This is a genomic window from Micromonospora sp. R311, from assembly GCF_056780015.1.
This window is the reverse complement of sequence record NZ_JBSWCE010000010.1, coordinates 149,901-162,701: the sequence shown is the minus strand read 5'-3', so window position 1 is coordinate 162,701 and position 12,801 is coordinate 149,901. Positions and strand designations below refer to the sequence as shown.

The window sequence follows — 12,801 nt, the reverse complement described above, 5'->3', positions numbered from 1 at the left end:
TGATGAGCGTAAGACGGATCATGGGCACCGAGGTCGAGTACGGCATCTCCGTACCGGGCCAGGCCGGGGCCAACCCGATGGTCACCTCGTCCCAGGTGGTCAACGCCTACGGGGCGCGCCCGGAACTCAACCGCGGCGGGCGGGCCCGCTGGGACTACGAGGAGGAGTCGCCGCTGCGCGACGCGCGGGGCTTCACCTACTCCGGGGCCGCCTACGACCCCGCCGAGGCGCTGGCCGACGAGGACCTCGGCCTGGCCAACGTGATACTCACCAACGGTGCCCGGCTCTACGTCGACCACGCCCACCCGGAGTACTCCACGCCCGAGGTGACCAACCCGCGGGACCTGGTCCGCTGGGACAAGGCCGGCGAGCGGGTGATGGCCGAGGCGGCCCGCCGCGCCGCCACCATCCCCGGCACCCAGCCGATCCACCTCTACAAGAACAACACCGACAACAAGGGCGCCAGCTACGGCGCCCACGAGAACTACCTGATGCGCCGGCAGACCCCGTTCGCGGACATCGTGGCGTACCTGACCCCGTTCTTCGTCACCCGGCAGATCGTCTGCGGCGCGGGCCGGGTCGGCATCGGCCAGGACGGCGGGCAGAGCGGCTTCCAGATCTCCCAGCGGGCCGACTTCTTCGAGGTCGAGGTCGGGTTGGAGACCACCCTCAAGCGGCCGATCATCAACACCCGGGACGAGCCGCACGCCGACGCGGACAAGTACCGCCGGCTGCACGTCATCATCGGCGACGCCAACCTGTCGGAGATCTCGACCTACCTCAAGGTCGGCACCACGGCGCTGATCCTCACCATGATCGAGGAGAAGGCGCTCGGCTCCGACCTCGGCATCGCCGACCCGGTCAGCGAGCTGCGCGCGGTCAGCCACGACCCGTCCCTGGCCCACCTCATGCGGCTGCGCGACGGGCGCCGGCTGACCGCCCTGGACGTGCAGTGGGCCTACTACGAGCGGGTCCGGTCCTTTGTCGACGACCGCTACGGCACCGACGCCGACGAGCAGACCGTGGACGTGCTGGCCCGCTGGGAGGACGTGCTGGACCGGCTCGGCCGCGACGTGATGCTCTGCGCCGACGAACTGGACTGGGTGGCCAAGCTGCGGCTGCTGGAGGGCTACCGGGAGCGGGAGAAGCTCGGCTGGGGCTCGCACAAGCTCCAACTGGTCGACCTGCAGTACTCCGACGTCCGTCCGGAGAAGGGCCTCTACCACCGGCTGGTCTCGCGCGGGGCGATGAAGACGCTGCTGACCGACGAGCAGACCCGGACCGCGATGACCGAGCCGCCGGAGGACACCCGGGCCTACTTCCGCGGCCGCTGCCTGGCCCAGTACGCCTCCGAGGTGGTCGCCGCCAGCTGGGACTCGGTCATCTTCGACGTGGGCCGGGAGTCGCTGGTGCGGGTGCCGATGATGGAGCCGGAACGGGGCACCCGCAAGCACGTCGGCGAGCTCTTCGACCGCTGCCCCAGCGCCAAGGACCTGCTGGAGACCCTCACCGGCGGCTGACCGGGCCGTGCCGGTCCGGCGCGCGCCCACCGGCGTGCGACGGCACCGTCGCGTGCCGCCCGGCGGGCGGTGCCGGCCCGTGGCCCGTCGCGTGCCCACCCGGCGCGCGACGGGCCTTTCGTCGCTCCCGCGAGGTAAGTTCATCGCAGACGATCGTGGAGGAGGCAGCAATGGCCACTCGTGACAGCGGCGGCCAGTCGCAGACCGGCAAGTCCCGGCAGGGCGAGGAGATCGAGGACGTCACCACCGAGGCGAACCCGGAGGTCGCCGAGCGGCACGCCGAGATCACCGAGGACGTCGACGACCTGCTCGACGAGATCGACTCCGTCCTGGAGGAGAACGCCGAGGAATTCGTGAGAGGGTACGTACAGAAAGGGGGACAATGACGCTTATGTCCGATTCGCCACAAGCGTCGGACAAGGTCTGTCCCCAGTGCGGCCGTTCGCTACCCGCCTCGGCCTTCCACCGCAACAAGCGTCGGCCCGACGGGCTCGCGTTCTACTGTAAGACCTGCGCGGCGGCGCGCTCCGAGGCGAGCCGCCGCAAGCGTGGGATCGCCGCGCAGCGGCGGGCTCGGAGCCGGTCGCGGACGGCCTCAAGTGGTGCCCGGACTGTCAGCAGACCAAGCCACCGGAGGACTTCCCGCGAACCAGGAAGGGCAGCGCACGGCACAGCTACTGCAAGCCCTGCCACAACACGCGAGGTCGCGAGAGCAAGGAACGGCTCTACGGCGGCAGCCGTGAATACCACTTGCGGCGGCGCTACGGCGTCGGGGAGAAGGAGTTCCGGGAGCTGCTGGCCGAGCAGGGCGGGGTCTGTGCCATCTGCGGCGGCGCGGACCCGCAACACCTGGACCACGATCATCGCACCGGATGGGTGCGCGGGATACTCTGCTTCAACTGCAACGGTGGTCTTGGTCAGTTCCGTGACGATCAGGCGCGGCTGACCAGGGCGATCACATATCTGAGAGGAACCACGTGGCAGCGGGTTTTGATCCATCCGGGCGTCTACCAGATGTGTTCACCAACGCGGGGACGTCCTCCTTCACCACGTTCCTGAGCAAGGTGGCCCCCGAGATGCTGCCCGGCCGTCGGCCGCTGCCCCCGGGCATGGCCGCCGACCTGGCGCCGCACGCCACGACCATCGTGGCCATCTCGGCCGCCGGTGGCGTGGTGATGGCCGGCGACCGGCGGGCCACCATGGGCAACCTGATCGCCCAGCGCGACATCGAGAAGGTGCACCCGGCCGACGCGTACTCGCTGGTCGGCATCGCGGGCACCGCCGGCATCGGCATCGAGCTGATGCGACTGTTCCAGGTGGAGCTGGAGCACTACGAGAAGATCGAGGGCGCGATGCTCTCGCTCGACGGCAAGGCCAACCGGCTCGCCTCGATGATCCGGGGCAACCTGGGCGCGGCGATGCAGGGGCTGGCGGTCATCCCGCTCTTCGCCGGCTTCGACCTGGCCTGCGCGGATCCGGCGAAGGCCGGCCGCATCTTCAGCTTCGACGTCACCGGTGGCCCCTACGAGGAGACCGGCTACGACGCGATCGGCTCCGGCTCGCTGTTCGCCAAGTCCGCCCTCAAGAAGCGGTACCGGGCGGGGCTGTCGATCGACGACGCGGTCCGGCTCGCGGTGGAGGCGCTCTACGACGCGGCCGACGACGACACCGCGACCGGCGGGCCGGACCTGACCCGGCGGATCTACCCGGTGGTGATGACCGCGACGGCGGAGGGCACCCACCGGCTCACCGACGCCGAGACGTCGGCGGTCGCCGAGAGCGTGGTCTCGGGCCGGATGGAGAACCCGGGCGGCTGACCGCCGCCCTCCCAGTCAGCAGTCGTCAGCACAGCGCCGTAAGGAGAACCGCCGCCGTGGCCATGCAGTTCTACGCCTCGCCCGAGCAGATCATGCGCGACCGCTCCGAGCTGGCCCGCAAGGGCATCGCCCGGGGGCGCAGCGCGGTGGTCCTGAGTTACGAGGGCGGGGTGCTCTTCGTCGCGGAGAACCTCTCCAGCGCCCTGCACAAGGTCAGCGAGATCTACGACCGGATCGGCTTCGCGGCCGTCGGTCGCTACAACGAGTTCGAGAACCTGCGCCGCGCGGGCGTACGGATGGCCGACCTGAACGGGTTGAGCTACGACCGGCGCGACGTCACCGGCCGAGGGCTGGCGAACGCCTTCGCGCAGACCCTCGGCGCGATCTTCACCGAGCAGTCCAAGCCGTTCGAGGTGGAGATCTGCGTGGCGCAGGTCGGTGCCACCGCTGACGACGACGAGATCTACCGGCTCACCTACGACGGCTCGGTCAACGACGAGCCGGGTCGGATGGCCATGGGCGGGCAGGCCGAGGCGATCACCGGCGTACTCAAGTCGCAGCACCGGCCGGACATGTCGCTCGCCGACGCGGTCAAGGTGGCGGTGCAGGCGCTCAGCAGCGTCGGCGGCGAGGGCGGCGCGGCCCGGACCATCGCGGCGAACCAGCTGGAGGTGGCGGTGCTCGACCGCCGCCGGGTCGGCCGGACCTTCCGCCGGATCACCGGCGCCGCGTTGACCGGGCTGCTGGACGGTGACGCGGCCAAGGCGGAGGAGGCGACCGCCGCCGGTGGGCCGGAGACGCCGACGGTGCCGACCGAGGAGGCGCACAAGCCGGGCACCTCCGCGGCGTCCGCCGATCTGGAGGACAAGCCGGGCCAGCCCGCCGACGAGTAGACCGTCGCTTCGCGCCGGGGTCCGGGTTTCCGGGCCCCGGCGCTCGCGTTCGCGCCGCACCCCGCTGCCGGCCCACCGGCCACCGGCGGCCGTGCGTGCCGGGCGGGTTCAGCGCCGGCGCAGCAGCGGCCGGACCAGCGCCCAGTAGGCGGCGGCGATGACGTTGAAGATGCCCATGCCGGGCGGCGCCTCGACGTTGGACGGGTCGACCTTCGCGGTCATCAGCTCGGCGATGACGCCGTCGGGGACGGTCCGCTCCTGCTGGAGGTGGCGGCGGCGGGCGCGTACCCAGGACCGGTTGGTCCAGAGCCAGCGCCAGCCGCGGACCTTCTCCTTCGGCCAGCCGCCGAGCAGCGCGGCGACGAGCATGGCCGCCTCGGAGAGCAGCAGCATCGGCGCCAGCAGCACCAGGGTCCGCGTCTCGTACGCGGTGAGCAGGGAGAGCAGCCGGTTCCGCTCGACCAGGTAGACCTTGAGCGAGTTGCGGGAGAACTCGTAGTGGTGCACGACGACGGCGTCCGGGACGTACTCCAGGCGGAGCCCGCGCTGCCAGAGGCGGAGGCTGAGTTCGGTGTCCTCGTGGTAGGCGAAGTACTCGGCGGGGAAGCCGTCCAGTTCCTGCCAGCGCCGCCGGTCGATGACGAAGCAGCAGCCGCTGAGCGAGGGCACGGTGGTGCGCACGGCGTGCGCGCTGGCCGGCTCGCCGTTGCCGCCGGCCCAGGAGAGCCCGATGAAGTGCAGCGGGTTCCCGGAGGTGTTGATCAGTTCCGGGTTCTCGGCGAGGCGGATGGAGGCCATCGCGGCGCCGACACCGGGCTCCCCGGCGACGGCGACGACCTTGGCGAGCGCGTCGGGAGCGACGATCGCGTCGGAGTTGACGAAGGCCAGCCACTCGCCGGTGGCCTCGGCCGCGCCGACCCGGCAGCCGCCGGCGTACCCGGTGTTGGCCTCGGGGCGGATGACGCGGACACCGGGCAGCCCCTTGACGATGTCGATGCCGTCGCCGGTGCAGCCGTTGTCGACGACGATCAGCTCGATCTCGACGTCGGTGCTGGCCAGTACGGCCCGGGCGGCGTCGACCAGGTACGGCTCGGCGCCGTAGGCCAGCATCACCGCGGAGACCTGGGGGCGGGTCATCGGATGCCTCCGGATACGCCGGCCACGGCGGCGTCGAGCGGCCGGGCCGGGGTGGGGACGGGACGGGAGCCGCGCCGCAGCAGCACCGCCATGGTGGCGGCGACCACCGCGGAGCCGACGGCGTAGCCGAGCTCCACCCGCAGCGCGACGGTGAGCGGGGCGAGCGTCGCGGCGACCAGCGCCGTGACGCCGAGGGTCCAGGCGAGGGCCTGGGCGCGGTGCCGGTTCAGGGCGAGCAGGGCCTGGCCGAGCACCATCGACCAGAGGTAGGCGAGGGTGGCCGCGGCGAGCCAGGCGAAGTCGACCTGGTCGAGCACGGCTGGCGCGTCGAAGAGGGCCCGGACCAGCCAGGGGCCGAGCAGGACGGCGCCGACCGCGCCGACCAGCCCGAGCGCGGTGACCAGGCCCAGCGCCCGGCGGAGCAGGCCGTGGAAGGCCGCCCGGTCGCCGGTGGTGGCCGTGGTGGCCAGGCCGGGCAGCAGGGACGCCTGCAACGAGCCGAACACGAACAGCGGGATGCGCACCAGGACCAGCGCCGACAGCAGCGCCCCGGCGGTTTCCACGTCGTCGGGGGCGAGCAGCCGCACGTTGATGACGCCGACGTTCACCACGACCTGGGAGAGCAGGCTGGAGACGGTCAGCAGCCCGAAACCGCGCAGCAGCGCGCCCCAGGGGACCGACGCCCCGCCACCGACCGCGCGCAGCACCGGCGGGAGGGTGAGCAGCACGCTGGCCAGCGGGGCGACCACCAGCACCATTCCGTACCACAGCGGGGAGGTGACCCCGGCGAGCCCGAGCAGCGCGACCATGGCGATGCGCAGCCCGCCGTCGAGGCCGAGCTGGGTGCCGTACCAGGGGAAGAGCTGCAGGCCGGAGAGGACGCCGCGGGTGGTGTAGGCCACCCCCATGGCGGCCATCGCCCCGATCAGCACGAGCACCATGTCGCCGTCGCCGGCGAAGAGCCGGTCGGCGAGCACGCGGTAACCGGCGACGACGGCGAGCACCATCAGCGCGAGCACGCCGGCGGCGAGGGCGGCGCCGCGGGCCAGCACCGGGCCGGGCGGCAGGCCCTGCGTGCGGCGGGCCGCGACGACCCGGGCGACCTCCTGCTCGACCGGGATGAACACGCCGATGCCGAGGGTGAACACGATCGACCAGAGCACCGAGAGCGAGCTGTAGTCGGCCTTGTCGAGGCTGTGGCCGGCGACCGCGAGGTGGACGTAGGAGGCCAGCCCGAGCAGGGCCAGCCCGGCGCCGACGGCCAGGGTGCCGGGCGGGACGAGGGTGAGCAGCCGCCGCATCACTGGCGGATGAGCGCCAGCGTGAGCACCACGAACGCCCGGCCGAGGTAGATCATGGCCTTGGCGGGGGAGTGGCTGGGCGTGCCGGCCATCCGCTTGCGCATGGCCACCGGCACCTGCCGGATCTTGTAGCCGCGGCGGGCGGTGTGCACCAGCGTCTCGACGGTGTCGCCGAGGTACTCGGCCGGGTACCAGCGGGCGAACATCTCGATCACCCGCCGGTTGGCGGCGCGGAAGCCGGAGGTGGTGTCGGTGAGCTTGGTGCGGGCCACCCGGGACAGCACCGCGGAGAGCATCACCATGGCCCAGCGGCGGGGACCGCGGACCTGGTAGTCGCCCTCGCCGGCGAACCGGGCACCGATCACCAGGTCGGTGTCGTCGAGCAGGTCGACCAGCTTCGGCACGTAGCGGGGGTCGTGCTGGCCGTCGGCGTCGATCTGGATGGCGACGTCGTAGCCGTGGTCGCGGGCGTACCGGTAGCCGAGCCGCATGGCCCCGCCGACGCCGAGGTTGTAGGGCAGCTGGGCGACCCGCGCTCCGGCGGCGGCGGCGACGGCGGCGGTCCGGTCGGTGGAGCCGTCGTCGACGACCAGCACGTCGACGCCGGGCAGCTCGCCGCGGACCTCGCCGACCACGTCGGCGATCGAGCCGGACTCGTTGAGCGCCGGGATGATGATCAGAACCCGCTTGCCGTTAACCATCGTGGGACACCAGTTCGTCTCGGGCCGCGCGCTCGGCCGCGATCTCGGCGCGGAGCAGGGCGAATTCTTCGGCCAGGGTGCGCGTCTCCTCTTCCAGCGCGCTGACCTCCCAGCTCAGGTGCACACAGACCAGGAGCAGGAAGACGATGCCGAGGAAGAGCACGAGGCTGACGCCGGAGGCGACGCCGAGCATCCCGGCCACGCTGTCCAGCAGCCGGGGGAAGAGCGACAGCGGGATGACGACCAGCAGCACGCCGAGCCAGAGCATGCCGTACTTCTCCCGGAGCTGACGGCGGCGCAGCAGCTCGACGATGGTGCCGAGCAGCAGCAGACCGGTCAGGCCGGTGACGAGGGTGAGCTTCATGGGACCTTCCACGGGGCGGGTGGAGCGGCGGAGGCGAACGCGTCGGCCAGGGTGGTGTGCCAGTCCGGAAGCGGCGGCAGACCCGCGGCGGCCCAACGGCCGTGCCCTAGCACACTGTACGCCGGTCTGGGGGCGGGACGGCGAAACCGGTCACTGGTGGTGGGTCGGATCCGCTCCGGGTCGAGGCCGCGCAGCGCGAACACCGCGCGGGCCAGCCCGTACCAGGTGGTCCGGCCGGAGCAGGTGCCGTGGTAGACGCCGGGGGCGGCGCGGCCGGCCAGCCCCGCGTCGCCGAGCGCGACCAGCTGCGCCGCGAGGGCGTACGACCAGGTGGGCTGGCCGTGCTGGTCGTCGACCACCTCGAGCTGCTCGCGCTGTTCGGCGAGGCGCAGCATGGTGGCGACGAAGTTGGGCCCGTGCGCGCCGTAGAGCCAGGCGGTGCGCACCACGTAGCCGGTTTCGGGGAGAAATCGGACTACGGCCCGTTCCCCGGCCAGCTTCGACCGGCCGTACGCGTTGACCGGCGCGGTCGGCGCGTCCTCGGCGTACGGGGTGTCGGCGTCGCCGGGGAAGACGTAGTCGGTGGAGACGTGCACCAGCCGGGCGCCGGTGGCCGCGCAGGCGGCGGCGAGGTGGCCGACGGCGTCGCCGTTGACCGCGGTGGCGGCCGCCTCGTGCTCCTCGGCCCCGTCCACGTCGGTCCACGCAGCGGTGTTGATCACCAGGTCGTGCCCGGCGACGGCGGCGCGGACCGCGGCGGCATCGGTGATGTCGAGGTCGGCCCGGGTGGCGGCGGTCACCTTCAGGTCGGGCCGGGTGCCGAGCACGGCGAGCAGGTCCCGGCCGAGCATGCCGCCCGCGCCGGTGACCAGCAGCCGGCTCATGCGGCGGGGGCCGACTTCAGCGGCTCCCACCAGGCCCGGTTGTCGCGGTACCACTGCACGGTGTCGGCGAGGCCGCGGTCCAGGTCGATGCTCGGGGCGTACCCCAGCTCCTCGCTGATCTTGGTGATGTCCAGCGAGTAGCGGCGGTCGTGGCCCTTGCGGTCGGCGACCGGGACGACCCGGTCCCAGTCGGCGCCGCAGGCCGCCAGCAGCCGGCCGGTGAGCTCCTTGTTGGTCAGCTCGGTGCCGCCGCCGATGTTGTAGACCTCGCCGGCGCGCCCCTTCTGCTGCACCAGCGCGATGCCCCGGCAGTGGTCGTGCACGTGCAGCCAGTCCCGGACGTTGCCGCCGTCGCCGTAGAGCGGCACCGTCCCGCCGTCGAGCAGGTTGGTGACGAACAGCGGGATGACCTTCTCCGGGAACTGGTACGGCCCGTAGTTGTTGGAGCAGCGGGTGACCACCACGTCCATCCCGTGGGTGCGGTGGTAGGCCAGCGCGAGCAGGTCGGAGCCGGCCTTCGAGGCCGAGTACGGCGAGTTCGGCGCCAGCGGCCAGGTCTCCGTCCAGGAGCCCTCGTCGATCGAGCCGTACACCTCGTCGGTGGAGACGTGCACGAACCGGCCGGTGCCGTGCCGCAGCGCGGCGTCGAGCAGGGTCTGGGTGCCCAGCACGTTGGTGGTGACGAACGGCGCGGCGCCGGCGATCGACCGGTCGACGTGCGACTCGGCGGCGAAGTGCACGATCACGTCGTGACCGGCCACCACCTCGTCGACCAGGGTCGGGTCGCAGATGTCGCCCTGCACGAAGCGGAACCGGGGGTCGTCCCGCACCGGCGCCAGGTTGGCCGGGTTGCCCGAGTAGGTCAACGCGTCCAGCACGGTCACGGCGGCGGGTTCGATCGCGGGCACGCCCGTGCCGCTGCCGAGGGGCACGCCCAGCAGCATGCGGACGTACTCCGACCCGATGAATCCGGCTCCGCCGGTGACGAGGATCCTCACGGGTCCGGAAGTGTACGCGACGTGCCGACGTGGCCGGGGGACGCAGACCCCGCTGTCCGGTTCGGCCCGGTCCCGGTAGGCTCCCCCGGTGCGCGGAATCCTACTCGCCGGCGGCACCGGATCGCGGCTCTGGCCGATCACCAGGGCGGTGTCCAAGCAGCTGATGCCGGTCTTCGACAAGCCGATGGTCTACTACCCGCTCTCCACGCTGGTGATGTCCGGCGTATCGGAGATCCTGGTGATCACCACGCCCGAGGACCAGAGCCAGTTCCAGCGGCTGCTCGGTGACGGCAGCCAGTTCGGCCTGCGGCTGGAGTACGTCGCCCAGCCCCGCCCGGAGGGCATCGCCCAGGCGTTCGTGCTCGGCGCGGACTTCATCGGCGACGAGGCGGTGGCGCTGATCCTGGGCGACAACATCTTCCACGGCGTGGGCCTGGGCCGGCAGCTCGCCGCGCACGGCGACCTGGTCGGCGGACGGGTCTTCGCCTACCCGGTGGCCAACCCGGAGGCGTACGGGGTGGTCGAGTTCGACGCGGACGGCAAGGTGCTCTCGATCGAGGAGAAGCCGGAGAAGCCGAAGTCCCGGTACGCGGTGCCGGGGCTGTACTTCTACGACAACCGGGTGGTGGAGATCGCCCGCGGCCTCAAGCCCAGCGCGCGCGGCGAGCTGGAGATCACCGCGGTCAACGAGGCGTACCGGGAGACCGGCGAGCTGTCGGTGACCGTGCTCGACCGGGGCACCGCCTGGCTGGACACCGGCACGTTCACCTCGATGATGCAGGCCGCCGAGTTCGTCCGGGTGATCGAGGAACGGCAGGGCATGAAGATCGGCTGCGTCGAGGAGGTGGCCTGGCGGGCCGGCCTGATCGACGACGCGCGGCTGCGCGCCCTGGCCGAGCCGCTGACCAAGAGCGGCTACGGCGACTACCTGCTCGGGCTGCTGGCCGAGCGCGACGGCCTGGCGGTGCCCCGGTGAGCGCGAGGAGTCAGCTTGCGAGCCCCGCGGTCGCGAACGGACGGCCGGCACCGGTGAGCGTGCTCGGCGGCCCGGCCCGGCGGACGGCGGTGGTCCGGTGAAGATCCGGCCGCTGGGCATCGAGGGCGCCTGGGAGATCACCCCGCAGCAGCACGGCGACCCGCGCGGGCTGTTCATGGAGTGGTACCGCTTCGACCGGCTCGCCGAGGCGGTGGGGCACCCGCTGCGGCTGGCCCAGGGCAACCTGTCGGTCTCGGCCCGCGGCGTGGTGCGCGGCATCCACTTCGCCGACGTGCCGCCCGGCCAGGCCAAGTACGTCACCTGCGTACGCGGCGCGGTGCTCGACGTGGTGGTCGACCTGCGGGTCGGCTCGCCCACCTTCGGCCGCTGGGAGGGCGTCCGGCTGGACGAGGTGGACCGCCGCGCGGTCTACCTCGGCGAGGGACTGGGCCACGGGTTCTGCGCGCTGACCGACGACGCGACGCTGAGCTACCTCTGCTCCACCACCTACAACCCGACGGGCGAGCACGCGGTGCACCCGCTGGACCCGGAGTTGGCCATCGAGTGGCCGGTCGCCGAGCCGCAGTTGTCGGCCCGCGACGCCGCCGCGCCCACCCTGGCGCAGTCGCGGGAGAACGGTCTGCTGCCCGAGTACGCGACCTGCCGGGAGTACGTGGCGAGCCTGGGGCCGGACGGTATGCCGCAGTCGACCGGGAATTGACGGCCACGCGGAGCACGACCTGTGGTGTGACAGTGACGAACGGGCCCTCCGGGCGGCTAATGTCTCATCATGGAGCGGCGAATCTTCGGCCTCGAGACCGAGTACGGCGTCACCTGCACCTATCGGGGGCAGCGGCGGCTCTCCCCTGACGAGGTCGCCCGGTACCTCTTCCGCCGGGTGGTGTCCTGGGGCCGGTCGAGCAACGTGTTCCTGCGCAACGGCGCCCGGCTCTACCTCGACGTCGGCTCGCACCCGGAGTACGCCACCCCGGAGTGCGACTCGGTGGTCGACCTGGTCGCGCACGACCGGGCCGGCGAGCGGATCCTGGAGGGGCTGCTCGTCGACGCGGAGAAGCGGTTGCACGACGAGGGCATCGCGGGTGAGATCTACCTGTTCAAGAACAACACCGACTCGGCCGGCAACTCGTACGGCTGCCACGAGAACTACCTGGTCTCCCGGCACGGCGAGTTCGGCCGGCTGGCCGACGTGCTGATCCCCTTCCTGGTCACCCGGCAGCTGATCTGCGGCGCGGGCAAGGTGCTGCAGACCCCGCGCGGCGCGGTCTACTGCCTGTCCCAGCGGGCCGAGCACATCTGGGAGGGGGTCTCCTCGGCGACCACCCGCAGCCGGCCGATCATCAACACCCGGGACGAGCCGCACGCCGACGCCGAGCGCTACCGCCGGCTGCACGTCATCGTCGGCGACTCCAACATGAACGAGGTCACCACGCTGCTGAAGGTCGGCACCGCCGACATCGTGCTGCGGATGATCGAGGCCGGGGTGGTGATGCGCGACCTCACCCTGGAGAACCCGATCCGGGCGATCCGCGAGGTGTCGCACGACATCACCGGCCGGCGCAAGGTGCGGCTCGCCTCCGGCAAGGAGGTCAGCGCCCTGGAGATCCAGCAGGAATACCTGGCCAAGGCGACCGAGTTCGTCGAGCGGCGCGGCGGCGACCAGACCGCCAAGCGGGTGGTGGAGCTCTGGGGCCGGGTGCTGCGCGCGGTGGAGACCGGCGACCTGGAGCCGGTGGCCCGGGAGATCGACTGGGTCACCAAGCTGCGGCTGATCGAGCGCTACCAGCGCAAGCACGACCTGCCGCTGTCCCACCCCCGGGTGGCCCAGATGGACCTCGCCTACCACGACCTGCGCCGCGGCCGGGGCCTCTACGGGCTGCTCGAGCGCCGCGGCGAGGTCGACCGGGTGGCCACCGACCCGGAGATCTTCGAGGCCAAGGAGACCCCGCCGCAGACCACCCGGGCCCGGCTGCGCGGCGAGTTCATCCGGCACGCCCAGGAGAAGCGGCGCGACTTCACCGTCGACTGGGTGCACCTGAAGCTCAACGACCAGGCGCAGCGCACCGTGCTGTGCAAGGACCCGTTCCGGGCGTACGACGAGCGGGTCGAGCGGCTGATCGCCAGCATGTGACCGCCCGCCCGGCCCCGCCTGCGGTGACCGCCGTCGGGGCCGGGCGGGTACGCTGACCGCG

14 protein-coding genes are annotated in these 12,801 nt (G+C 72.2%); 8 read left to right on the top strand and 6 right to left on the bottom strand.

Annotation, left to right across the window (positions count from 1 at the left end):
* The first annotated feature begins 2 nt into the window (after positions 1-2).
* From dop to prcA, 5 genes are all read left to right on the top strand, one after another.
* A complete protein-coding gene (gene dop / locus AC1WTP_RS11255) occupies positions 3-1,520 on the top strand; it encodes a depupylase/deamidase Dop (RefSeq protein WP_481649157.1) in 1,518 nt (505 codons plus the stop codon).
* Positions 1,521-1,690: 170 nt separating this feature from the next.
* Positions 1,691-1,906, top strand: a complete 216-nt coding sequence (locus AC1WTP_RS11250; protein WP_441157557.1) for a ubiquitin-like protein Pup — start codon at positions 1,691-1,693, stop codon at positions 1,904-1,906.
* Positions 1,907-2,270: 364 nt separating this feature from the next.
* Positions 2,271-2,579, top strand: coding sequence for an endonuclease VII domain-containing protein (locus AC1WTP_RS11245; protein ID WP_481649156.1), 309 nt, complete (start codon positions 2,271-2,273; stop codon positions 2,577-2,579).
* Entirely contained in the window at positions 2,498-3,337 is an 840-nt protein-coding gene (gene prcB, locus AC1WTP_RS11240) for a proteasome subunit beta (protein WP_481649155.1), read from the top strand. The genes AC1WTP_RS11245 and prcB overlap by 82 nt, the downstream gene beginning before the upstream one ends.
* 56 nt (positions 3,338-3,393) lie before the next feature.
* Entirely contained in the window at positions 3,394-4,230 is an 837-nt protein-coding gene (prcA, locus tag AC1WTP_RS11235) for a proteasome subunit alpha (protein ID WP_481649154.1), read from the top strand.
* Between the two features lie 108 nt (positions 4,231-4,338).
* Here the strand turns inward: prcA and AC1WTP_RS11230 are convergent, their stop codons facing one another.
* From AC1WTP_RS11230 to rfbB, 6 genes are read right to left on the bottom strand one after another with little or no spacing between them, the layout of a single operon-like run.
* The gene (locus AC1WTP_RS11230) at positions 4,339-5,367 is read right to left on the bottom strand and encodes a glycosyltransferase family 2 protein (protein ID WP_481649153.1); all 1,029 of its coding nucleotides are present in this window, start codon (positions 5,365-5,367) and stop codon (positions 4,339-4,341) included.
* Positions 5,364-6,668, bottom strand: a complete 1,305-nt coding sequence (locus tag AC1WTP_RS11225) for a lipopolysaccharide biosynthesis protein (protein WP_481649152.1) — start codon at positions 6,666-6,668, stop codon at positions 5,364-5,366. The genes AC1WTP_RS11230 and AC1WTP_RS11225 overlap by 4 nt, the downstream gene beginning before the upstream one ends.
* Positions 6,668-7,369 carry a glycosyltransferase family 2 protein gene (locus AC1WTP_RS11220; RefSeq protein WP_481649151.1) on the bottom strand — a complete coding sequence of 234 codons (702 nt, stop codon included), beginning with the start codon at positions 7,367-7,369 and terminating at the stop codon, positions 6,668-6,670. The genes AC1WTP_RS11225 and AC1WTP_RS11220 overlap by 1 nt, the downstream gene beginning before the upstream one ends.
* A complete protein-coding gene (locus AC1WTP_RS11215) occupies positions 7,362-7,733 on the bottom strand; it encodes a DUF2304 domain-containing protein (protein ID WP_447136628.1) in 372 nt (123 codons plus the stop codon). Before AC1WTP_RS11215 ends, AC1WTP_RS11220 begins: the two co-directional genes overlap by 8 nt.
* On the bottom strand, positions 7,730-8,617 hold the full coding sequence (gene rfbD / locus AC1WTP_RS11210) for a dTDP-4-dehydrorhamnose reductase (protein ID WP_481649150.1): 888 nt from the start codon (positions 8,615-8,617) through the stop codon (positions 7,730-7,732). Before rfbD ends, AC1WTP_RS11215 begins: the two co-directional genes overlap by 4 nt.
* Positions 8,614-9,615 carry a dTDP-glucose 4,6-dehydratase gene (gene rfbB, locus AC1WTP_RS11205; protein ID WP_481649149.1) on the bottom strand — a complete coding sequence of 334 codons (1,002 nt, stop codon included), beginning with the start codon at positions 9,613-9,615 and terminating at the stop codon, positions 8,614-8,616. Before rfbB ends, rfbD begins: the two co-directional genes overlap by 4 nt.
* Before the next feature lie 88 nt (positions 9,616-9,703).
* Between rfbB and rfbA the strand changes: the two genes are divergently transcribed.
* From rfbA to pafA, 3 genes are all read left to right on the top strand, one after another.
* Positions 9,704-10,591: a glucose-1-phosphate thymidylyltransferase RfbA gene (rfbA, locus tag AC1WTP_RS11200; RefSeq protein WP_481649148.1), complete on the top strand. Its 888-nt coding sequence runs from the start codon at positions 9,704-9,706 to the stop codon at positions 10,589-10,591.
* Between the two features lie 97 nt (positions 10,592-10,688).
* On the top strand, positions 10,689-11,312 hold the full coding sequence (locus AC1WTP_RS11195) for a dTDP-4-dehydrorhamnose 3,5-epimerase family protein (protein WP_481649147.1): 624 nt from the start codon (positions 10,689-10,691) through the stop codon (positions 11,310-11,312).
* 69 nt (positions 11,313-11,381) lie between these two features.
* On the top strand, positions 11,382-12,740 hold the full coding sequence (pafA, locus tag AC1WTP_RS11190; RefSeq protein WP_088993761.1) for a Pup--protein ligase: 1,359 nt from the start codon (positions 11,382-11,384) through the stop codon (positions 12,738-12,740).
* The last annotated feature ends 61 nt before the right edge of the window (positions 12,741-12,801 follow it).